Origin of the sequence: Sporosarcina ureae (assembly GCF_002109325.1) — a bacterium.
GTDB lineage: Bacteria > Bacillota > Bacilli > Bacillales_A > Planococcaceae > Sporosarcina > Sporosarcina ureae_C.
On the sequence record NZ_CP015348.1, the window covers coordinates 578,359 to 602,258 of the forward strand.

Annotated in this window: 20 protein-coding genes; 4 read left to right on the forward strand and 16 right to left on the reverse strand. The window is 41.6% G+C overall.

The annotated features are described in order from the left end of the window. Positions 1-122: 122 nt before the first annotated feature. Complete coding sequence (locus tag SporoP32a_RS02940) at positions 123-3,191, reverse strand: DNA polymerase III subunit alpha (RefSeq protein ID WP_085426553.1); 3,069 nt, start codon at positions 3,189-3,191, stop codon at positions 123-125. A 19-nt stretch (positions 3,192-3,210) separates the two neighbouring features. Beyond that, positions 3,211-4,152: a DHH family phosphoesterase gene (locus tag SporoP32a_RS02945; RefSeq protein ID WP_085426554.1), complete on the reverse strand. Its 942-nt coding sequence runs from the start codon at positions 4,150-4,152 to the stop codon at positions 3,211-3,213. A gap of 119 nt (positions 4,153-4,271) precedes the next feature. Here SporoP32a_RS02945 and SporoP32a_RS02950 point away from each other — a divergent pair, with 119 nt between their 5' ends. Then, positions 4,272-4,601: a YtpI family protein gene (locus tag SporoP32a_RS02950; protein ID WP_085426555.1), complete on the forward strand. Its 330-nt coding sequence runs from the start codon at positions 4,272-4,274 to the stop codon at positions 4,599-4,601. A gap of 10 nt (positions 4,602-4,611) precedes the next feature. Here the strand turns inward: SporoP32a_RS02950 and SporoP32a_RS02955 are convergent, their stop codons facing one another. Beyond that, complete coding sequence (locus SporoP32a_RS02955; protein ID WP_085428967.1) at positions 4,612-5,919, reverse strand: DRTGG domain-containing protein; 1,308 nt, start codon at positions 5,917-5,919, stop codon at positions 4,612-4,614. Between the two features lie 126 nt (positions 5,920-6,045). Continuing rightward, complete coding sequence (locus tag SporoP32a_RS02960) at positions 6,046-6,723, reverse strand: metal-dependent hydrolase (RefSeq protein ID WP_085426556.1); 678 nt, start codon at positions 6,721-6,723, stop codon at positions 6,046-6,048. A 106-nt stretch (positions 6,724-6,829) separates the two neighbouring features. Between SporoP32a_RS02960 and SporoP32a_RS02965 the strand changes: the two genes are divergently transcribed. Continuing rightward, a complete protein-coding gene (locus SporoP32a_RS02965) occupies positions 6,830-7,924 on the forward strand; it encodes a M24 family metallopeptidase (protein WP_099624683.1) in 1,095 nt (364 codons plus the stop codon). Between the two features lie 126 nt (positions 7,925-8,050). Here the strand turns inward: SporoP32a_RS02965 and ald are convergent, their stop codons facing one another. Beyond that, complete coding sequence (gene ald, locus SporoP32a_RS02970; protein ID WP_085426558.1) at positions 8,051-9,172, reverse strand: alanine dehydrogenase; 1,122 nt, start codon at positions 9,170-9,172, stop codon at positions 8,051-8,053. A gap of 242 nt (positions 9,173-9,414) precedes the next feature. Between ald and SporoP32a_RS02975 the strand changes: the two genes are divergently transcribed. Beyond that, positions 9,415-9,870, forward strand: a complete 456-nt coding sequence (locus SporoP32a_RS02975) for a universal stress protein (protein ID WP_085426559.1) — start codon at positions 9,415-9,417, stop codon at positions 9,868-9,870. Positions 9,871-10,010: 140 nt separating this feature from the next. Here SporoP32a_RS02975 and SporoP32a_RS02980 read toward each other — a convergent pair whose 3' ends face one another. The 5 genes from SporoP32a_RS02980 to sppA form a co-directional block, all read right to left on the reverse strand. Then, positions 10,011-11,237 carry an acetate kinase gene (locus SporoP32a_RS02980; RefSeq protein WP_085426560.1) on the reverse strand — a complete coding sequence of 409 codons (1,227 nt, stop codon included), beginning with the start codon at positions 11,235-11,237 and terminating at the stop codon, positions 10,011-10,013. A gap of 152 nt (positions 11,238-11,389) precedes the next feature. Next, the gene (locus SporoP32a_RS02985) at positions 11,390-12,304 is read right to left on the reverse strand and encodes a class I SAM-dependent methyltransferase (RefSeq protein ID WP_085426561.1); all 915 of its coding nucleotides are present in this window, start codon (positions 12,302-12,304) and stop codon (positions 11,390-11,392) included. A 51-nt stretch (positions 12,305-12,355) separates the two neighbouring features. Further along, positions 12,356-12,859, reverse strand: a complete 504-nt coding sequence (gene tpx, locus SporoP32a_RS02990; protein WP_085426562.1) for a thiol peroxidase — start codon at positions 12,857-12,859, stop codon at positions 12,356-12,358. A 28-nt stretch (positions 12,860-12,887) separates the two neighbouring features. Further along, a complete protein-coding gene (locus SporoP32a_RS02995; RefSeq protein WP_232319574.1) occupies positions 12,888-13,433 on the reverse strand; it encodes an RDD family protein in 546 nt (181 codons plus the stop codon). Between the two features lie 17 nt (positions 13,434-13,450). Further along, positions 13,451-14,455: a signal peptide peptidase SppA gene (gene sppA / locus SporoP32a_RS03000; protein ID WP_085426564.1), complete on the reverse strand. Its 1,005-nt coding sequence runs from the start codon at positions 14,453-14,455 to the stop codon at positions 13,451-13,453. A gap of 105 nt (positions 14,456-14,560) precedes the next feature. Here sppA and SporoP32a_RS03005 point away from each other — a divergent pair, with 105 nt between their 5' ends. Beyond that, the gene (locus tag SporoP32a_RS03005; protein ID WP_085426565.1) at positions 14,561-15,361 is read left to right on the forward strand and encodes an NAD kinase; all 801 of its coding nucleotides are present in this window, start codon (positions 14,561-14,563) and stop codon (positions 15,359-15,361) included. Between the two features lie 81 nt (positions 15,362-15,442). Here the strand turns inward: SporoP32a_RS03005 and mbcS are convergent, their stop codons facing one another. The 6 genes from mbcS to ezrA form a co-directional block, all read right to left on the reverse strand. Beyond that, positions 15,443-17,017, reverse strand: a complete 1,575-nt coding sequence (gene mbcS, locus SporoP32a_RS03010) for an acyl-CoA synthetase MbcS (RefSeq protein WP_085426566.1) — start codon at positions 17,015-17,017, stop codon at positions 15,443-15,445. Positions 17,018-17,840: 823 nt separating this feature from the next. After that, on the reverse strand, positions 17,841-19,118 hold the full coding sequence (locus tag SporoP32a_RS03015) for an IS110 family RNA-guided transposase (protein ID WP_085426567.1): 1,278 nt from the start codon (positions 19,116-19,118) through the stop codon (positions 17,841-17,843). A gap of 355 nt (positions 19,119-19,473) precedes the next feature. After that, entirely contained in the window at positions 19,474-19,677 is a 204-nt protein-coding gene (locus tag SporoP32a_RS03020) for an alpha/beta-type small acid-soluble spore protein (RefSeq protein WP_085426568.1), read from the reverse strand. Between the two features lie 77 nt (positions 19,678-19,754). After that, complete coding sequence (gene thiI, locus SporoP32a_RS03025) at positions 19,755-20,957, reverse strand: tRNA uracil 4-sulfurtransferase ThiI (RefSeq protein WP_085426569.1); 1,203 nt, start codon at positions 20,955-20,957, stop codon at positions 19,755-19,757. Further along, the gene (locus tag SporoP32a_RS03030; RefSeq protein WP_085426570.1) at positions 20,954-22,087 is read right to left on the reverse strand and encodes a cysteine desulfurase family protein; all 1,134 of its coding nucleotides are present in this window, start codon (positions 22,085-22,087) and stop codon (positions 20,954-20,956) included. Before SporoP32a_RS03030 ends, thiI begins: the two co-directional genes overlap by 4 nt. 75 nt (positions 22,088-22,162) lie before the next feature. After that, on the reverse strand, positions 22,163-23,854 hold the full coding sequence (gene ezrA, locus SporoP32a_RS03035; protein ID WP_085426571.1) for a septation ring formation regulator EzrA: 1,692 nt from the start codon (positions 23,852-23,854) through the stop codon (positions 22,163-22,165). Between the last annotated feature and the right edge of the window lie 46 nt (positions 23,855-23,900).

Below are 23,900 nucleotides of genomic sequence, written 5' to 3' on the forward strand. Positions count from 1 at the left end.
GTGTTTTTATTTCGTCATTTTTCGTACCGACTGAACGCTCGCTTAGTAAAAAGTCGAAGTATAGTCCATCATGGCGCAGATTGCGTCATGATGGACTATACAAGATTTTGCTCCTACACTTTTCAGTCTCCCGAAAGACTCAGCGACGCTAATTGCTCGACAATGAGTTGAACAGATTGATTACGAAAATCGATGCTACCCGACACTTGAACAAACGCTTCTTCTTTTAACTGGACGCTGATCTGTGCATATTGTTTCGGAAATACTGTACACGATATTTCTTCCGTCTCGTCTTGTATCGTTAGAAAAGCCATGGCTTCCCCCTTTTTAGTACGAATACGTTTGATCGATAAGATGATTCCTATACACGTTGCTTTCGTTCCTCGGTTCAGAGAAAACAGTGACGCGATCGATGGGATGTGACTCGATGCAGTTCTTTTTAATTGTTCCACGGGATGTTCGGATAAATAAAACCCTAACGTATCATGTTCAAAACCAAGCTTCGTCATCTGATCCATTGTGCCGCCTGGTGTATATTTGGGTTGGGAATTAAATTGAAATTGATCACTTAATGCATCATCTCCTATGAAGAGTGCATGGGAATGAGCGGCATCTATTGAAGCAAGAAGAACTGAGCGTTTTTGATTAAAGTCGTCAAGTGCACCTGCTTTAATTAACGGGATGATGGCTTTTTCAGAAAAATGATCGGCTCCTAGTGAGATGGCCATGTCAAACATCGATGACCAACTCCCCTTTTCCCGAGCAGCCGCCAATTGCTGATAAAATGCGAAAGTAACTCCTTTAATTGCGCCTAAACCGAGACGAATCGCATGTCCTTCCACTGTATGTGAATAACGGCTAGTCTTGACAGATGGCGGTAGTATCGGGATACCTTTTGCTTTCATTTCACGAATTACTTCCATCATCTTGTCTTTGCTACCAGTTAATGAGGAAAGGAATGCTGCATAAAAGTAAGTAGGTTCATTTGCTTTAAAAAATGCCAATCGATAGGAAATCATTGAATAGGCTACCGCATGGCTTTTCGGAAATCCATAATCCGCGAATTTAACAATTAAGTTGTATACATTATTCGCTTTGATTTGATCAAACCCTTTTTTACTTGCCCCCGCAATAAAGTGTTGCCGTTCCTCTTCTAATACTTGCTGATTTTTCTTACTGATTGCCCGTCTTAGAAGATCCGCTTCTGCCATCGTAAAACCGGCAATTTCCACCGCAAGTTTCATGATCTGTTCTTGATAAATGATGATACCGTATGTCTCCGAGAGAATAGGTTCTAGCTCTGGTATGTCGTAGACAGTTGGCTCTTGTCCATTTTTCCGACGACTATACAGCGGGATGAACTCCATAGGACCCGGTCGATATAACGCGTTCACTGAGTATACATCTTTGAAATTATCCGGTTGTATAGTCTTTAACGCACGCCGCATGCCGGGCGATTCAAATTGGAAGATTCCTGTTGTGTCACCATTTTTAAATACTCTGTACGTTGCCTGATCATCGAGTGGAATGCATTCGAAATCAATAATCTGCTTTTTATTGTATTGAATCATTGCACGGATTCTGTCGAGTAGCGTTAAATTACGCAAACCTAGAAAGTCCATTTTCAATAAACCGACTTCTTCCACGTCTTTCATTGCCCACTGTGTCAGGAATACTTCATCTGAACCTATCTGCAACGGAACGTAATGTACGAGGGGATTCGCTGCAAGGACGACACCAGCTGCATGCGTCGATGCATTTCTCGGTAAATCTTCCAAGCGTTCCGCAGCTTGCCGCCACAGCTCTCTACGTGGCTCCACTTGAATCCAGTCACGTAGTTTCTTTGACTGGATAATCGTTTCTTTGAATGACCGGCCACTATTTAATTCATTGGACATGAATCGAACTTCTTCAGGCGTGAAGTCTAGCACTCTGGCCACGTTTCGTGCGACCGCTTTCGTTGACAACGTACCGAAAGTGATAATCTGTGCGGCATATTGTTTACCGTATGTACTTGCCACATAATTCACCACTTCTGTTCTGCGATTATCCGCAAAATCGATATCAATATCGGGCATCGTTACACGTTCGGGATTTAAAAAACGTTCAAAAAGCAATCCATATTTGATTGGGTCAACTTCTGTAATCCCGAGAGCGAACGCCACTAAAGAACCTGCAGAAGACCCACGACCAGGGCCGACTAGGATGCCTTCCGTTTTTGCGTAACGCACATAGTCTTCTACTATTAGGAAGTAATCGGTGAAGCCCATCTGATCGATGATGGATAGTTCGTAGCGAAGACGTTGTTCATATTCTTCTGACAGTGACTGGAAACGTGCTTGAAGTCCGTTTCGGCAATTTTGCTCGAGAAGTGAAATAGGCGCTTGACCGTCTGCGACTGGAAACTTTGGCATGAGGAAATCTTCTTTTTGGATAGTCACTACGCACGAATCCATAATGCCTTCTGTTGTCCGTAACCATTCTGGATGATCACCAAACCAATTAACAAGTTCTTCACGTTCTGGTAAATAAGCTTGTCGATAACGATTAGGGGGCTTTTGTGAATCATTCAATTTATAGCCTTTGCGTATGGCTGTCGCGACTTCGTAAGCTTGAAAATCTTCCTTATGAAGAAAGCGCGTTTCTTGACAAGCAGCGATCGGCAATTGACTTTCTTCACTTAATTGAATAATGCTTGCTTCGTCAGTATGCGCTCCTCCACCAGGCCTACCGATTCCAATGAATGTTGAAGCGTTAGAATCTTTTTCTGCCACTAGCTGCAAGACATGTAGATCACGCGCGTTCGCCCATGAGGAATCTGTCATCGCGCATATGATGATGCACCCTTCCCTGTAAGCTTGAAGCCAGTTGAGTGGGAGGTTTTCTTCTTCTCGCGTAGAAATGGCGCTGCTCATTTTCATTAGATTAGAGAAGCCTGTTTCGTTTTGTGCATAAATATAAACAAGTACTTCATGATCTTCGACTTCCAATGTGACGGACAAACCAATTACAGGACGGATGCCGTATTTAGCTAGCATTTTGCTGAACGATCGGACACCATATAGCTTACTATTGACGATAGCAGCAGAAGAAGCCCCTCTTTTTTGCAAAAGAGGAGCCAGTTCATCTAACTTTACAATTCCACGCAGTAAGTCTGCGCCCGTTACGATTTGCGGATACATCAGGTTCATTTCAATCCCTCAGCTCTGCTTAATAGTTTCTGCAAAGTTCTTGCAGTTTGACGATGATTTCATCTACTTCTGTCCATGAATATGCGGAAGCGCCTGAGGCCAGCGGATGACCACCACCATTATGTTGCATCGCTAACGTATTAATGACAGGTCCTTTCGAACGGAGACGGACACGAATTTGATCATTTTCTTCAATAAAGATGATCCAAGCACAAATTCCTTTTACATCGCCAAGTGACCCTACTAATTGCGAAGTCTCTGACACTGTGACATCGAATTGATCCAGAATTTCCTGTGTTAGTTTAATATACGCTGCTCCATTTTCATCGATTGTGAAGTTTTGATACACATAACCTTGTAGATGCAAGATTTTACGATCGACTTCGTACATCCCAGCAAACAACTCGGTGCGATCGAATGGTTGCTTGATCAATGAACTAGCTACTTCGAACGTTTTTTCAGTCGTGCTTTGGAACATAAAACGGCCTGTGTCACCCACGATCCCGGCGAACAGGAAACGTGCTGCTTCCGGAGACATTTCCCATCCGAAGGACGCGTGACCTTCCTCATAAATCGTATAGATCATTTCAGAACAAGAACTCGCGTCTGTATTCACCCAGCGCTCATTACCGTATGGATCTTCATTCGGGTGATGATCGATTTTCAATACATACGCACCTTTATCGTAAAGCGGTCCGTCAATACGGTCCGTGTTTGCAGTATCGGTGACAATAACAAGTGCACCTTCGTAATCTGCTTCAGTTACTGCATCCGGTTTTCCTAAATAACTTAATAGCTCATCATGTTCTCCTGCTGCGAGTACTTGCTTTTTAGGGTAATTCTTTTTGATAAGTTCTTTCAACCCCATTTGCGATCCGTATGCATCCGGGTCCGGTCGGACGTGACGGTGGATGATGATTTTTTCGTATTGTTCAATTGTGTCAATGATTTGTCGTTTCATGTATATTCCCCCAGGTTTCTGTACAAGTATTCGCAATTCCTTTTAAAAGCCGCTACAATGTATAGTGAACCTCGACGCGTAGGCCACAGGTTATTTTTCATGTAATGGAGGCTTTTTTGATGGAAATGGTTAATTTTATTTTTGTATTTGGTATAATCGCTTCCGGCGTATTCTATTTCGTTTTCAAAACGCGCCAATTCCGCACAAGCCCTATGTTTCCCATCCGTAAAAAGATGTATGCAAGCATGGCAGGCACAGCACTTGGTGCGCTATTGATTTTTTTCGGAATCAATCAATTACTTATCTTTGACGGTGCTTTAACATATATCGTGTCCGCTATCTTCATTTTATTCGGTGGCTATGTTGCGATATTTAACTTTAATGCTCAAAAACATTATAAGCAATTCGTAGCTGAAGAACGTGAACTAAACAAAGCTGATGTCAATTGACGTCAGCTTTTTATTTTTCAAAAAGCTGGAACGTCCCCATTGCTTTCGCTACAATACCATCATTTGATATCAGTTCGATTTCTAGCTTGATAAATCGACGGCTCAAGTGAATAATCTTCGGTTCGACTGTGACAGACGCACCAAGTTGTACTTGTTTGATGAAATAGATCGTCACGTTTTCTGGTACACTTTCTCCTCGTTTTTGAAGCTTGATCGCACGACTACCCGCTTCCGTCAAAATCGTTAACATTGCTCCATAGGATAGTGAACCAAATTGATTGGTCATCTGCGGCACAACGGCAAACTCTATTTTTTCAGGTGAATTGGAGATGGCTTTCATTTGATTCTTGACAATATCATCAATTGTTTCGCCTTGCTGTGGTTGACGTTGTGTCATTTGCAATGCTTTTAAGACATCTTGTCGACTGATGATTCCCTCTAAGACTCCGGCATCATTAACGACTGGCATTAAGTCGATACCTTCCCAAATCATACTGTGCCCTGCCGATGCGACACTCATTTTACCGTTAACAGTAATCGGACCAGGCGTCATGACTTTCCCTATGATATCCACATGCGGTTTACTGACGACATCACGAGACGTAATAATTCCTACTAATGTGCCATCGGCTTTTACGACAGGATAAGCGGAGTGTGATGTTTGGTGATTTACTTCATAGAATTGGTCAACTGAATCCTCAGGTGATAACGTGACTGTACTGGCTAGAGGTGTCAAAATATCCTCCACCAATAAAATTTCCTTTTCAATCAGCTGATCATAAATTGCACGATTTAGCATAGTAGCGACTGTGAAAGTATCATAACTTGTTGAAATAACAGGCAAATTCATTTCGTCTGCTAGTTGCTTTACTTCATCAGTCGCATCGAAGCCACCTGTCACGAGAACAGCTGCTCCTGCTTTAATCGCTATTTCATGCGCTTTCAAACGATTTCCAACAATCAACAAACTACCCGCATCAATATAACGAATCATATCCTCGAGTTGCATAGCTCCGACTACAAATTTCGTTAATGTTTTATGTAATCCATCACGTCCACCCAGTACAACACCGTCTACAATGTTGATGACTTCTGCAAATGTCAGACGTTCAATATTTTCTTTTTTCTTTTTCTCGATTCGAATCGTACCTACACGTTCAATCGTGTTTACCAATTTTTGATTTTCCGCTTCTTTTATCGCCCGGTAAGCGGTTCCATCACTGACTTCCAATGCTTTCGCAACTTGTCGTACAGAGATCTTTTCGCCCACTGTCAAGCTTTCTATATAACGCAAAATCTGTTCGTGTTTAGTTGACATGATTTCACCTTTTTCTTCGACCTGATTTAAGGTTTCGGCTTTTAGAATATCATACCATAAGTCCATCAAAAATACGGTCTAGGACGCTAACAATGCGTCTTAGACCGTATTTATTTATTTCTTATTTTATAGCTCGATGGAATCCCCTGGTTGCATTATTTTCACTTCATGATTCGTCACGAGTGATTTGAAGTCTTCAGGCTCCAATTCAATCGGTGGGAACGTATTGAAATGAACAGGAACTGTTAGCTTAGGATTCAGCAACTCGACTGCTTTCGCAGCATCTTTAGGGCCCATCGTGAAATTATCTCCGATAGGTAGGAACGCAACATCAATTCCATCTTCCCCGTACAGTTTCATATCGCTGAATAAGGAGGTGTCCCCTGCATGATAAATAATTTTATCTTCAATCGTCAGTAGTAAACCTGCAGGCATTCCGGTGTAAATAATTTCATTGTCTTCTGTTGTATAAGAAGAACTATGGAAAGCTTGTGTATATTTTACGGTACCGAAATCAAATTCCTTTGCTCCTCCGATATTCATGCCATGTGTTTTCAATCCTTGGAATCCAAGATATACGGCTAATTCATTCGGAGCAACGACTAGGATGTCTTCTCTTTTCGCGATCTCCATCGTATCCCCTACGTGGTCATTATGGCCGTGCGTCAGTAAAATCACGTCTGGCTTTTCGTTTTCTGCCTTTAGATCCGTTAATTTATTCCCTGTAATAAAAGGATCGATTAAAATAGTCTTTCCTTTTGTTTCGATTTTAACGATCGAATGGCCATGATATGAGATTTTCACAACGATCACACTCCTATTTTTTATCACTTATACACTCTATACCTTCTACAACACAGCGTAAAACCCTCTTTTTTGTTATACTAAGCAAAACAGAGGAGGTAACATGTTGATGAACATTCAAAAAGTACAAGATTTCTTAGTAAAACATAATATTGATGCAGCACTTATAACGAATCCAGATAACATATTTTATTTAACAGACTTTCGTAGTGATCCACACGAACGATTACTTGGTGTAGTGGTTTTCCAAGATGCTGATCCTTTCGTTATTTGCCCAGCGATGGAAGTCCCAGATGTAAAAGCAATCGGCTGGCAGCACGAAGCAGTAGGATATAAAGACACAGATAATGCGTTTAAGTTCCTAGAACAAGCCATCAATGAACGTATTCCTGCATTGTCATTACTCGCAATCGAAAAAGAACATTTGACTGTGGATCGATTTGAAATTCTCCAAGAGCGCTTCCCTGCTTTACAATTCGCTAAGTTGGATGACGAATTAGCTAAAAATCGTCTGATTAAAGATGATAGAGAACTTCAGCACTTGCGCAAAGCAGCGGAATTAGCGGATTATGCGATCGAAGTAGGTTGCAATGAAATCGCCGAAGGGAAAACCGAACTGGAAATAGTTCAAGCCGTGGAGCAAGCTGTTAAACAAAAAGGTGCGGAGAAGATGTCGTTTGAAACGATTATTGTGTCGGGCACAAAAACGGCATCACCACATGGTATTCCAGGAGAGAAAAAAATTGAAAAAGGTGATTTCATCTTATTTGATCTCGGTGTGGTCTATAAAGGTTATTGTTCAGACATCACACGGACGATAGCGTTCGGTGAGCCAACAGAGGAAAAGCGTAAAATTTATGAGACCGTTCAGAAAGCACAACAAGCAGCAATTGACATCGTGCGTCCGGGTACGTTAGCAATGGAAGTTGATCTAGCAGCTCGTTCTATTATCGAGGAAGCTGGTTACGGCGAGTTATTCCCACATCGTATCGGGCATGGTCTTGGTATTTCTGTTCATGAGTTCCCTTCTTTAACAGCTACGAATGATATGCCACTTCAAGAGGGTATGGTGTTTACAGTTGAGCCAGGCATTTATGATCCGACAATTACAGGTGTACGGATTGAAGATGATTTGTATGTGACGAAGGATGGCGTTGAGGTATTGACGAAATTCCCTAAGGATTTGAAAGTAGTTAAGTGAGTTAAAGACTGGCAAATGAAATTGAACCGTTAATTTCATTTTATATAAAAAAACTGAAGGCACTCCCTATTGCGGGGATGCCTTCAGTTTTAGGCCGTTACTTTACGTAATGGTCTTTTTTGTTGATTAAACAGTCTCTAGTACGTCTTCAACAGAAACGTGTTCTAGGCCTTGTGCTTCTGCTACTGCTTTGTATGTTACGTTTCCAGCTAGTGTGTTGATTCCTTTACGCAGGACTTCATTGTCTGTACATGCTTTTTTAACGCCTTTATTGGCAATTTGAAGAGCGTAAGGAATTGTAACGTTTGTTAGTGCCATTGTAGACGTTTGTGGAACAGCGCCTGGCATATTAGCTACAGCATAGTGAATGACACCGTGTTTTGTATAAGTCGGGTCGTCATGTGTTGTGACGCGGTCGGAAGTTTCAAAGATTCCGCCTTGGTCGATTGCAATGTCAATCACTACAGAGCCGGGGCTCATGGATTTAACCATTTCTTCTGTTACAAGAGTTGGCGCTTTTGCTCCTGGGATTAAAACACAACCGATTACCAAGTCTGCGTCTTTTACTGCGTTAGCGATATTGTATGGGTTAGATACCAACGTTTGAATGTTCTTGCCGAAGATCTCGTCAAGCTGACGAACACGCTCTACGGATAGATCTAAGATCGTTACATGTGCACCGATTCCGATTGCAACACGCGCAGCATTCGTACCTGCTTGTCCCCCACCAATGATTGTTATTTTGCCGCGTGATACGCCAGGTACTCCAGCAAGCAAAATCCCTTTTCCGCCTCTAGTTTTTTCTAAGTATTGTGCACCAATCTGCGTCGCCATGCGTCCCGCAACTTCACTCATCGGTGCCAATAGAGGCAATCCGCCACCTGGTAATTGTACTGTTTCATAAGCAATTGCTGTTACTTTGTTTTCAAGTAGTGCTTTCGTCAATTTTACTTCCGGTGCTAAGTGAAGATACGTAAATAGGATTAATCCTTCACGGAAATACTGATACTCTGATTCTGCAGGTTCTTTAACCTTCAGTACCATATCTGCTGCCCATGCCTCAGCCGCTGTATCGACGATTGTCGCGCCTGCTTCTTTATACTCTTCATCTTGGAAACTTGAACCGATTCCAGCACCCTTTTCAATTACTACTTCGTGGCCAGCCGTTAGTAACGTTAATACACTTGAAGGGGCTATTGCCACTCGGTTTTCATTGTTTTTAATTTCTTTTGGAACACCAATACGCATGCAAAATCCTCCTAGAATTGTAATTTCTTTTCATTCGTTTTTTATTATCTCATTGTCGATTCATGACTATTTAATCTTATCAGAAAATAGCTAGATTTACCTCATTTTTTCAACGTTTTTCCATACAAACTTCATTTTCTAAATTTTTATAAAACATTTCGACAAAAAAGAAGGACTATCATAATCCACGTAGAATAAGAATAGTGTAGAAAGAATTTAACTTTAAGGATGGAGTGGTAATTATGGCACTTACGTACAAAGACATCATCGTAGCCGTGGATGGTTCAGATGAGGCTAAATGGGCTTTCAAGAAAGCGATCGCGATTGCAGATCGTAACGACGCAACTCTTCACTTGATCAATATTATTGATACGCGTTCATATGCGGCAGTTGAAGCATACGATCGTTCAATTGCTGAGCGTGCGCAGAAATATGCTGAAGAATTGTTGACTGACTACCGTAAAGAAGCAGTTGAAGCAGGCGTTGCAAATGTTGAGATTCACGTGGAGTATGGTTCTCCTAAGACATTGATTCCACGCGATATCGCGAAGAAACTTAATGCAGATTTGATTATCTGTGGTGCTACTGGACTTAACCGTGTAGAACGTTTCTTAATCGGAAGTGTTTCCGAGAATATCGTGCGTTCTGCGAAGTGCGATGTACTTGTTGTACGTACGCCTGAACATCTACAAGGCTAATATGTATGTAAAGGCTGTCCGGAAAGTCGTTCATTCGATTTCCTGTGACAGTCTTTTTTCTTCTATAGTTAGATGACGTCATAATACCAAGTTCGTTAAAAATGTCCCGCCTGTCGGTTAACAGGCGGGACATTTTGTATTTATTCAGCTGCTACTTGTAATGCTTCTTCCGGTAGTGGAATGTTAGCGATTCGCACTGTGTCGCGAGCTAGCATGATTTCTTCGTTTGTTGGGATGATAAGTACTTTAACTGGTGAGTGTGGGAAGCTGATGTATGCTTCTTCACCACGGATGTTGTTTAGACTCGGGTCGAAATATACGCCCATGAATTCTAATCCACGCATGACTTTTTCACGAACAATCGTACTGTTCTCGCCAATTCCTGCTGTGAAGATAATGGCATCTACTCCACCCATCCCTGCAGCATATTGTCCAATATGTTGGTGAATACGATCTGTGAATACGTCGAGAGCCAATTGCGCCCGGTCGTTGCCTTGTTCTGCTGCTTCTGTAATATCGCGTAAGTCACTAGAGAATCCACAGATACCAAGTAGTCCGGATTTTTTATTCAGTACATTGACTACTTCTTCGGCTGTTTGGTTCGTACATTCCATCATGTATGGAATGAGCGCAGGGTCAATGTTACCTGAACGCGTGCCCATGATCACGCCTGCTAACGGAGTGAAGCCCATAGACGTGTCCACTGACTTACCGCCTTTAACCGCTGCAATACTAGCACCGTTACCGAGGTGGCAAGAAATAAGACGTGTATCTTCAAGCGGTCTATTTAAAATCTTGGCAGCCCGCTCCGTTACGTATTTATGGCTTGTACCATGGAAGCCGTATTTACGGATTCCGTATTTCTCATAGTACTCATATGGTAACGCGTACAAAAATGATTTCTCAGGCATTGTCTGATGGAAAGCAGTATCGAATATTGCGACTGCTGGTATATTTGGTAACGTTTTCTTAAAAGCCTTTATTCCGACAATATTAGCTGGATTATGCAAAGGTGCAAAGCTTGATATTTCTTCAAGTTTCTCGATTACTTCGTCTGTAATTAACACTGAGTCACTATATAGTTCTCCCCCGTGAACTACTCGATGACCGAGTCCGTCAATTTCATCATAAGAAGAAACGACTCCCTCGCTTAGTAAATGTTCCAATAACATTTCAACAGCCATAGAGTGATCAGTAATATCTAATACTTTTTCGATTTTCTTTTCATCCGTTGCCATTGTGAAAATAGAATTCTCTAATCCAATGCGCTCGAATAATCCCTTAGTAATTTCTTCTTCGTTCGTCATTTCGATCAATTGGAACTTTAAAGAAGAACTTCCCGCATTTATCGATAATATTTTCGGCACAAATACCCACCCCTTAAAATAATTACGTCGTAGAACGTTAAAATTTATTATAGTAGCTAACAATTTTAAAAGCAATTGAATTCGAGTAATTAGCGCTTTCTTTTTGTTCAAATATTCTTGAAATATAAAAAAGAAGGAAGTGTGACGTAACGTCACTCCCCTTCTTCTTCCATCCAAACACTTAATTTATCAAAGAACTTTTGCATGGCCTTTGCATTTCCCAGCTCAGGTATTTTCGCTAACAAAACATCCGGCATGACATAGTTTTCGTTTGGCGGTTGTTGTAACAATAAAATACTTTTTGCAAAACGTTGATCCGCAAATATTGAATCCGGTAATTCAAGCAAACCTCTCAATAATTTATGCTCTTTGACAAAGTTCAGGATAGGTTCGGCCCCTTCAGCCGTCAATAGTTTGGAAGGGACGATGAATAATCCGTAACCACCTGGCTTCACATAGCGCATTGATTGTTCAATATATAAGTAATGTGAAAAAGCATGACCTTCAGATGCCATGAGTTCATACTCCATAGCGACTTCATCATCTGGATAATAGCCTACAGGTATATCACTTACCACTGCATCGACTACATCGATAGGCAATGGACGAAGTGCATCTTGTAAATAAAATGATACTGGTAACTCCAATAAATTCGCAGTTGCAACAGCAATTTGAATCAATACATCATCGATTTCAACTGCGCTGGCAGAAGCGGAACCTTTATATTGATTCATTACAGTGAATAATAAATTCCCCGTTCCTGCAGCAGGATCCAAGAAGGTTACAGGTTGCTTTGTATCCACTAATTTATTGATTAGATAACCTATCAAGAAGCCGATTGTATCAGGCGTCATTTGGTGATGAGCTTGTGTAGACTGCTTTAATCCTTTTAATAAGGCGAGCTGGATACCTTTACGAATTTCTTCCTTATCAGGATCTTGCAAGTCTACTGCCGACGGTTGATCCAACCATTTTTCACTAGCTTCTAACACAGCGTCCAAATATAACCCATCAGTCGCTGCTGCATGGTTGTCGTAATACGTAAACACTTTTTCCATATTGCTCATTCAAAATTCCTCCAAGAAGAAACCCACCTCTTGTTCAGGTGGGTTTTTTAATTAATTCAATTCTTTTACTGCTTTAATCGCTGCATCATAATCGGGGTGGTCAGTTGCTTCGCTCACATACTCTACGTACGCTACTTTGTCGTCGCGATCGACTACAAAAATAGAACGAGTCAATAGACGCAATTCCTCAATCGCTGTACCGAATGCTTTACCGAATGAAAGATCACGATGATCAGAGTACAAATGTAAATTTTCTACCTTCTCATCTTCTTTCCAACGCCCTTGTGCAAACGGAAGATCGCAAGAAATCGTCATGACTTCCACATCATCACCAAGTGACGTTGCTTCATCGTTGAAACGCTTAGTCTGGATAGAACATACACCTGTATCAACAGAAGGCACTACACTGATCAAACGTACTTTACCTTTTGAATCGTCAAGTGTAACAGGATTCAAATCATTCGCAAGCACTGTGAAGCTTGGTGCCTGATCTCCAACTTTCACTTCTGAACCTAACAGATGAACCGGATTATCTTTGAATGTAACTTGTACCATAACTAACCACTCCTTTTAAACTAGTGTACTAAACCGTAGGGTCTTCATGCAACTGATGATGTTCAGGTTCAATGATTTTCTGTATTTCTTTTCTCTCAAATGTTCGTTCATGCACGACAACTGTGTCAGCAAAGACGTCGTGAAGTGCTTTCTTTTGAGGTAAAAACAAAACAAGTAGATAGGGAATCCATAACATTTGTGAAATAAAACGACCGAAACCTTCTCGGAAGATAACAGAACCCCACGTTGCCTTTTCCCCGTTTGATTTCATTACACGAATTCCCATGATCATTTTCCCTACCGTCTGTCCTGCAATTTTCGTCATGATGATAAAATATAACAATAACAAGACAAGTGCCGTTACTTTATACGGGCTAAATAAAAAGGCAGAAGGCTTAGTAATCGCGATATCGAGTACGCGGAATACTGGCTTGACAAAGATGCCGCTAATAGCCGAAATGATCAGCATGTCGATTAAAAATGCCCACAGTCTGATCCAGAATCCTGCATATTTCGGCACGAGCATCTGTTCAAGTCGCATGGTTGGTTGCGTATCCAGCAGTTCATTCGTCATGATTATTTCCCTCCTTGTTATTCACCGTATAAATACATCATGCGTGGCGCCGTATTTTCAGTCAGTAATTTTTTCAAAATTTGTGATTCAACATCTCCATTAAACACGTCATGTGCTTTCATGGAAAGAATAGCTTTCAAATTAGTCGGCATTCCATATTCGAATACTTCCGCTTTTTCTAAGTGATAATCTTCTTTCATCGCGGAAACAACGATTGGCAACTTGCCATAATCATCTGCAAGACCCGCTTCGATTGCTTGACGACCATTCATCACACGTCCGTCCGCAACTTTGCGAACAGCCTTTTCTGACATACCACGTCCATCTACAATAATATCAACGAAACGTTTATACGAATCATCAATCATTTCTTGTAACATCGCACGTTCTTCGGGTTTCATTTCTCTAGTCGGACTCATCATATCTTTATAAGGACCTGACTTGATTGTTGGGAATTCCACACCGTATTTCTCAGCTAATTTACCGTAATTGACAGATTGCATGATGACACCGATAGATCCTGTCAACGTTTCAGGGTGAACATAAATTTTATCGGCTGGTGCTGAGATGTAGTATCCACCTGAAGCCGCCATACCGCCCATCGCTACATAAATCGGAATCTTTTTCGAAGCTTGAATTTCTGTCAGTGCATCGTAAATATCAGATGACTCCAATACGCCTCCACCTGGAGAATTCACCGAAAGTACAATTCCTTTCACGGTTTCATCGTTTGCCAACTCATTCAATTGCGTCATAAATTGTTGATGGTTGTACTCAGCGCCACTGAAAATAGACGCTTCACCCGTATCTTGGATGACTCCATCCACTGTTAACACAGCAATTCTTTCGTTAGCACTTCCTTCTTCTACTACCGTTTCCTGCACTTGCGTTTCCATCAAGTTGATCTCACTAACAAAACTATTCCAGTCTCTAGTGAAAACCCATGACATGGCATTAATACCTACCGATACTACGATCAAAATCGCAGCAACCGCTACGGCTATCCATCTTTTTGCATTCATAAGTAAAGTTCCTCCTTTGTCGACATCTACTTATACGTTCCTCATCGTCCAAATGTTTCATTCATGCTACACTTATTCTATTAACTGAAAAAGGAGACGATTCAAATGACTACCCGACACGTAATTTTTCTTTTCAGCCGTCTTGATGAAGACACTATCCATAAAAGACATTTCGTTGGACAACGACTTAAAAGTGAAGGCTTCAAACTAACCGAAGACCACAGGGAAGCAACGGTCATTATTAGCATCGGAAGCGATGGAACTTTCCTCCAAGCTGTCCGCAAAACTGACTTTCGACAGGATTGTCTGTATCTAGGAGCGTCTGTGAAAGGTGCACATGGTGTATATTGCGATTATAAATATGATGATATCCGCTCACTTGTCGAAACATTACGGCAAGAGACTATTGAAGAACGACATTATCCATTACTTGAAGTAACCATTAATCAACATAAACCATTTTTATGTCTAAATGAATTCAGCATCCGTTCTACTATTATCCGCACATTCGTCATGGACATTTTCATTGATGATCTATTATTTGAAACTTTTCTCGGCGACGGTATGATCATCTCTACACCAACGGGCAGTACTGCTTATAACAAATCCGTTAAAGGTGCTGTGATTGACCCACGACTCCCTTCATTCCAAGTGACTGAACTTGCGTCGGTCAACAACAATCGCTATCGCACACTTGGCACTTCGTTCATCCTCAGTAACGAGAGAACGTTAACACTCAATGTCCAACAAGAAGGTAATGAATTCCCCTCCATTGCGGCAGATAACGAAGCACTCGGTATTAAACAAGTAGAAAAAGTGGAGGCGCGGTTAAGTCATAAAGTGGTTCGCACCGCAAAACTACCAAATAACTCCTTCTTCGAAAAAGTGCAACGTACATTTTTCTGAATCAAAACCAAAAGGACTGGTCAATCGTCGAATTAAAACGACTTTCGGCAGTCCTTTTTCCGTACTAGTAGTGGATCAGTATCATTGATTTTGTTCTTTTTTACGCAATTCAATACGCATGATTTTTCCTGAAGAGGTTTTTGGTAACTCTTCCATAAACTCGATTTTACGTGGATACTTGTAAGGTGCTGTCAACTCTTTCACGTGATTTTGCAATTCCTTTACAAGCTCTTCAGTTGAATCTATAGAATCGTCACGTAGAACAACAAATGCTTTTACAACATTTCCACGTTCTGGATCAGGACTTGCGACAACTGCACATTCACGAACAGCCGGATGTTTAATTAACGCATCTTCCACTTCAAATGGTCCAATTGTATAACCCGAACTTACGATAATATCATCGCCGCGTCCTTCAAACCAGAAATAACCGTCTTCATCCTTTTTCGCGCGGTCACCTGTAATATAATAATCTCCTCTAAATTGCATCTTCGTACGTTCAGGATCATTCAAATACTCTTGGAATAACGCTGGAGTGCTCTTATGAACTGCAATATCTCCAACTTCATTCGCGCCCGCTGGTTTGCCTTCATCGTTGATGACATCGACGATATTGCCCGGCGTCGGTTTGCCCATCGATCCAGGACGCGGTTCCATTCCGATCATTGTACCGACCAGAAGCGTATTTTCTGTTTGGCCGTATCCGTCACGCACATTTAGGGAAAATTGTCTTTCAAAAATATCGATGACTTCACGATTTAATGGTTCCCCAGCTGAAACAGCGCTTTTTAAGGAAGCCAATGAAAACTCATCCAGATTCTTCGCTTTTGCGATAAATCGATATTCAGTTGGTGTACAGCATAAAACATTTACTTTGTACTCATCTAAGAAATGCAAATATTTATCTACGTCGAACTTGCCATTGTAGACAAACCCCGTCGCTCCACTTCCCAGAACTGATAAGAACGGTGTCCATATCCATTTCTGCCAACCTGGTGCTGCAGTAGCCCAAACTATGTCACGTTCTTCAATGCCCAACCAGTTCGGTGCAGTCGTTCTTAAGTGTGCATATCCCCATCCATGAGTATGTACTACGCCTTTTGGCTTGCCTGTCGTCCCAGACGTATACGATAAAAACGCCATATCGTCACTAGCGGTATCGCATGCAGTAAATTCAGATGAAGCATTTTTCTCTTTTTCTGCTAAAGATACTTCTCCTTCTTTTGCTTCACCGATAATATAGACTGTCACTTTGTCTAAGTTATTTACATGTTCTAATTGATCGGTGAATGCGTCGAATGCAATGATCGCTTTTGCATCACTATGTTCGATTCGATATTCAATATCGGAGGAACGCAACATTTCTGAACTAGGGATCACAACAAGTCCTGCTTTAAGTGCACCGATATATGTAACGTATGCTTCAATCATGCGAGGCACCATCACCAATACTACATCACCTTTTTGTAGCCCAGTCGATATCAGTGCATTCGCTGTTCGGTTGGCTGCTTTGATGAGTTCATCGTATGTCACTTCTTGTTGTTGATTTTGCGCGTCTACATAAATTAATGCTTTTCTACCGTCACCCGTTGCATATTTTTCGAATTCCGAAACGATATTATAACGGTCTGGCGCAAGTAGTTCTTCACGGTTCATTTTCATTCCCCCTTTTACTTAATAGTACAAGTATACAAATAGAATCGTAATATTTCAAAATTTTATTTACTATTCACTATTATATTGTTCCGATATGTATAGTATGACGTGTTTTTGGCTTGGAAGTGAGTAAGGCTAAGTTGGGTACGTTAGGGGATTTGCGCTCTAGGCGGACGCGTTCGGGAGGGTGGACGGTGAACCACACCCCTCGCTTCGCTCGCCGGGTGTTTCACCTATCCCACTGATCCTCCCCGAGTCGCCGCCTGCCGCTCCAATCCCTGCAATGTAAGCGGGTGATATCTTTTGTTGCACACTGAAGTTAGGATTGTAATTATTTGAACTAGAACTGGAAATAAAAAAGTTTAAAACACAACAACCCATCACATACTAACGCCAATAAGTTATCAACATCCATCCACTATCAAAGTAGGATGGATGCGGAAGTTGGCGGCGACTCCCTCTTGAAAAGGTGATGATGACAAGGCTTGTCGCATTATTCTATTGACCCAAAAAGAATTTATATGACTAGTAAAGAGAATCGTCTACCTGAAAGTACATACTTTTGTAGATACTGTAAGTAAAGGATAACGCTGCGCTACCAGTTACAGAAACTGTTAATTTAATATGGCATGCACTATGGATCTCCAAGTATCTTATGATGACGAACCCTCCCACATCTCTTAGCGTCATGCGCTGACATTCCTTCGTTCGGTCTATCATAAGTTGGAGGCCGGCGAGATGCTCCCGATGAGGCTCGAGGCCTAATGTACGCCGCTGGTGCCAGCTTCTCCGTGTCATGAATAGAAGTTTCAGAATGCCAACCTCATGCTACTAATTGTAAACAGTGAAGGTCCGCAAGCATTTGCTCACCATCAAATTTCCGCTTTTTTGTACACATGGCATGAAGAACCTTTAGTAATTTGCTACATAACACGACCATCGACTCCTTCTTACGAAGGGGATTTTGAGGTCGTTGCGTATAATACTGATGAAGCTTCATAAAGGCAGGGTTGTTTCTAAGGATTGGATGCATTGCTCTGAATAAAATAGCCCGTAATCGTCTTCGTCCTCGTTTTGATATCTTCTTCATTCCCTTATGTTTACCAGAGGAATTCTCATGTAACGTAAGTCCCGCTAATTTAATTAATTGGCGTGGACTTTCAAAGTCAGTAAAACTTCCAATCTCCGCTAAGAGACCGGAAATAGTTCTACGGGAAATTCCCGGAAATGAAGCGAGATATTCATAATCAGCCGTTTGGACAATTAAGGATTGTATTTCCTCTTCAATCATCGCAAGTTCTTCCTCGAGTAGACGGTATTGGCGAATGAGACATTGTATCTCCCGTTTAGCTCCCCAAGGAGCCACGGTGATGCCAATGGATGTCTGAGCTACCTCAATGACTTTAGCTGCTATTTTAGGTCGCCTTTGCTTCATCTGACTCGCTTTCGCGCATTGATCCGCTAAATCAGCTGTTGTCATATTGACCAGCTCTGCAGGCAACGGGGTTGTCTCCAACACACCTAGAACCATGGCTCCAAAATCTGAGAATACCTCGAATAGCTCAGGGAAGTATTTATCTACCCATCGATGAATTCTGTTTTTCAGAATGGTGCGGTCGTCTATTAAAGTTTGCTCAAGCGTGAAACAGGAACGAATATTTGCTGCTTGATCCCGAAGAAGCTTCGGATATGAGAAACGACCATCTTTCATTAGCCGTGCGATCGTCAGAGCGTCTTTCTTATCGTTTTTGGTTTGCAGATTATCATCTAATTCCTTAACTTTCTTCACATGCATCGGATTGATAACGACCAGTGGTATACCGTAGTCCTCTAGGAAATATGCTGAATTCAACCAGTAATGTCCTGTAGGCTCCACGCCCACTATCACATGCGATTTATCGAATTCTTTCATACCCTCTAGTATTTCTTGATAGAACTGTTCAAACCCTTTACGCGTCTGTTTAACGAGAAATGCTTTTTTCAAAACACGTCCACGTTCATCGACAAAGGTTGCGTAATGATTATGTTTAGCAATGTCGATACCTATCACTAATGTTTGTTCTGTGACTTGATTAATTTTAGTATTTTCTTTAGAATTCATGTGAGTCCTCCTTGGTTATAATTAGGGGTCAAGCCGTCGACGCCTTGACACCCCGAATCATACCAAGGGGACTTTTCTATTTCAATAGGGTTCCACTAACCAAACAGGAATGCTCCCGATGGATCAGCTCGATCAGGTGAGACAACCAAAGGGAGCAAAGCGAACTGGTTGGCTCACCGCGAGCCCATGGGAAAGCGTCCGCCAACTGGAGCTTCCATCCCCATATACACACAAACTCACTTACTACTCTTAAAGCATTGAACTTGAACTTGAGCTTATGCTTAAATCTAAACCAATCCAAAAAAAGAATGCCCCAGAAGCGTTGTGGCTTCTAGGACATCCCATGTCTTACGATTTACTTAGTATAACCGTTCATTTGTGACTGAGCCTGACGCACTAATCGCTTTGTAATTTCTCCGCCGACGGATCCGTTGGCACGCGATGTTGAGTCTGGTCCAAGTTGTACTCCAAATTCAGAAGCAATCTCTTCCTTCATCTGGTTCAAAGCCTGTTGTACTCCTGGTACTAGCAGTTGGTTCGAGTTGTTGTTGTTTGGCATGTCGCTCACCTCCTTGTGACATTAGAATGGTCACTTTTGAAAATATCATGCAAGGAAGGTGATAGGTAATATTTTCTTTACAACAAGTCTTCGAAGTCGTCTTCCGTCTGCTGGCTTGGGATCGTTGTTACACGCTGGCTTGCGACTTCCGCCACCATGTCGTCGAACTTCTGGAAGCTTTCGTAGTACGCGACTTTTTCAACGCGCGGTTTCGTTTTATTGCTTGGTGGCGTGAATACAGTACAGCAATCGTCGTATGGACGGATAGAAATATCGTATGTTCCGATTTTTTGAGCGATCTCAATAATGTCCAATTTATCCATTGCGATAAGTGGTCGTAGGACAGGTGTATTCGTTACTTCATTGATAGCGGTCAAACTCTCGAGTGTCTGACTTGCTACTTGTCCAAGACTGTCGCCTGTGATCAATCCAAGCGAATTCGTGTCTTGACGTACTTGATCCGCGACTTTCATCATCATTCTTCTCGTAGTGGTCATCGACAAGTTGCTCGGTACTTGTTTCACAATCGCCTGCTGCAGGTCAGTGAAAGGAATGACGTGCAATCGAATGACTGCACCGAATTTCGCTAGTTGTCGGACGATGTCTTCTACTTTTTCTATTGCCAAATCACTTGTGAATGGAGGAGACGCAAAGTGAACTGCGTCGAAGGAGACGCCACGCTTCATCATCATATAGCCTGCTACCGGGCTGTCGATACCTCCTGACAATAACAATATAGAGTGACCATTCGAACCGACAGGCATACCTCCTGCACCTTTGTAGGTGTGTGAAGAGATATATGCTGCTTCGTGTTGGATCTCTACGTACAATAATATTTCCGGCTTTTTCATTTGTACGATTAAATCAGGGAACGTTTTCAATACATGTCCACCCAATACTTGTTGCAATTCCCCTGTATCAAGCGGGAATCGTTTGTCTACACGTTTGACGTCTACTTTAAAAGTCTTTCCCGTAGTTTCGTTCTTACCGAGTACCTTTAACGAAGTTTCTTTAATGACTTCTAATGTAGGTTCGCAAATTACAATTGGGCTGAATGATTGAATACCGAAAATAGAAGGCAAAATTTCAACTGCACGATCCAACTCTTCAGGTTTTTCTGTGTAAATGAACATCCGATCACGCTCTGCGCGCATTGTGACTGTGCTTAAATCCGACAAAGCCGCTTTAATATTCGTTTTCAGTTTACGTATAAATTTACTCTTGTTTTTTCCTTTAAGTGACATTTCACCATATCTAATCAAAATGGTATTCCAGTTCATTTCCCCACTCCTTTTCTGATCAGTTCGATTAATTGACGAACCGCTACTTTTAATTGTTCGATTTCTTCTATTGTTTGATCTTTACCTAAGCTAATTCTGATAACACCTTTTTCAAATTTCTGTGGCATGCCGACAGCTTCAATCACGTGACTTACATCGGAATTTTTGGATGAACATGCACTGGAAGTTGAAACGATCATGCCTTGCTGTTGCAAGAAATTAATCGCGATCTCTCCGGTAATCTGAGCAAATGCTACAGATAATATATAGGGTGCACTTGCATTCGGTGCCAATACCCTGCATTCGTCAAATTCCGAGAAAAACTCCACCAGCTCGTTTCGCCATTGTTGAAACTGTTGCAAATCCACTTCTTCCACTAGTAAACGGACAGCTTTCGCAAGTGCTGCTGCATGCGGCACCGACACCGTTCCACTGCGCAACTTATGTTCTTGACCACCGCCAAACACAATCGGTTGTAGTTGAATGTTTTTACGGTATGCTAGGAATCCACTATTTTTTATTCCGTACATCTTGTGAGCTGATAATGAAATCAGATCGGGGCCATCTGTAAAACCAGCAAATGATAGCTTTCCGAAACTTTGCACACAATCTGAATGGAATTTCGCGCGTGGAAATGTATGAATGATTTTCGCACATTGCTCAATCGGCTGGATTGTGCCTATTTCATTGTTGACATGCATGATACTAACTAAAATTGTATCATCCTGCAACGTTTCTTTGAGTTCGTCCAATGAAATTCGTCCTTCTTGATCTACCGTTAAATAATCGACAGTGAAGCCTTGCTTTTCCAAGTCTTGAAAAACACGTAACACGGAAGGATGTTCGATACTCGTTGTGATCAGATGACGTCCTTTGTGCTGATTCGCATATACATAACCTAGTATGGCAAGATTATTGGATTCTGTCCCGCCCGAAGTGAATATCCCTTCAGTCAGTTCAAGCCCTATCGCCGAGAGTACTTGAGTTCGCGCACGTTCCAGCAATTTCTCTGTACGTTTTCCTTCGGCATGAAGCGACGCTGGATTCGCGAAATAGGATACAGAAGCATCCATAAAGGTGCGAAGAACTCTCTCATCTGGTTTTGTTGTTGCGCTGTGATCGAAATACATATGTAAACCCTCTCTTTTCCTTGGGATTTAGCGAAACAAAGCCACCGGAAAACCGGTGGCTTTGTCGGAATATAGTTAGGCTTTGACCTGAATCATACCTTGAATTTTTTTCAAGGCTCCTGGTTCAACTTCTTCAACCGCGGTACCCGCTTCTTCCAATGCTCTTAAGTAGCGGCATTGCATGAAGGACTCTTCTGCTTTTAACAATTTATTGTGGACTTCAGGATGTGACGCACGGTAACGGTTACCGTATTGGATGATTCGTTCTACAAGCAATGCATTTTCAATCATGTCTTCAGCTTTCGCACAGACATCTGTGACGACGGCATCTGCTTTTTGAACATAGGATTCAACCAATGCCATATTAAGCGGCACTTCTTCTAAACTTTGTTTCACAATAAAAATTTGTTCATCAGCTTCTTCAAGTTGTACATTCATATCATCAGGAATTCCTGGGATATTGGCACGGTGTAAATTACGATCTGCAATTTGAAGTTGTTGTGCAAGTGTCACAATGCGAGAGCGTACAAGATTTTCGTCGATGCGAAGGTTTTTGATGCGGTTACTGAACTTAGAATGTGCTTCAGAGATTGCATCCAATTCTTCCACTAGCTCTTGCAACTCGATTTGTTGAGCTGAGTAAGCTAAGTTTTTCGCGTCCTGACGTTCGATGAATATTTCTATTCGTTTCGCCAGTGCGTTCAACTTTTGCAATGCCATTTGTGGAATAATAACCTCGTTTTCATTCAAACGATAACTTTGCTGAACGAATTTCACTTCTTCAATCGTATCTGGAATTGCATATTGAAGCTCTTCAAACAGATCCAACATTTGATCCAAATGCTCATCTACGTAATGACGGGAGCTAACTTCCTCTTCCAACACATCATAGAATGATTCGATTTCATCATGAATTTCATTCACTTCCGCTGCTACTTCTTCAACATCCAAACGCGCTAATAACTGTCGAAGATCCGCAATTTGTTGTTCGATTTTGTCGAAACGTGAAGGCATTTTCAGATGTCCTAGATAGTACTCCTGACCTTCCATTTCGATGATCCCTTTTCGCATTTCTCGCAATGCTGCAGGTATTTTCGTCTGCAACTCATTAAGTAATGTAGGAATCTCATCAAGTAAAAACGAAAAGCGTTCTTCTTTTGCTCCTAACACAATAACTATTTCACGAGCTTGTAGGTAATTACCATTTTCGATAAGTGCGTCATACTCCTCAAATCTTGGATTAAAGGATTCCCACTCTTTTTCTAAAGGCTCCACTGCCGGTCCGAATGCGTACTGATGAGCTAAGATCTTTTTGCGCGCTGCACGGTGATGTTCTTTTACCGTTTCTATTTCGAACCGATTTCTTTCTTCACTACCAATCAGTTCGTTTAGTTCCTGCAAGATCGTTCGCATCTCTTTTTCACATTCATTCAAGATTTCGCGGATTTGTTTTTCTGTTTCCGTAGCTTTCTTAAAACGGAAACGATCTACTTGCCCTTCAGCATCCAGTAAAAGCAAATCTACGTTATGAAGACGATCATCGACTACTTCAGTCCAAGTGTTGCGCCATCTCTCGAACATTTCTTCTGTTTCGCCCGTCATATTCAACTGCTTTACCTTCGTCATTTCTTCGAATATTGGCTCGCTTTGAATTTGTAATTTTTCTTGTTCCATTTCACTGATTTCTTGTATATGCTTTCGCCTAGACAGAAATGCCATCACCGTTAAAACAATGATGATAACTAATGGAATGATGATGTATATCATCTCGCTATGATCCCCCTATCCCACACTTCGCGCATAAAGTGACTAC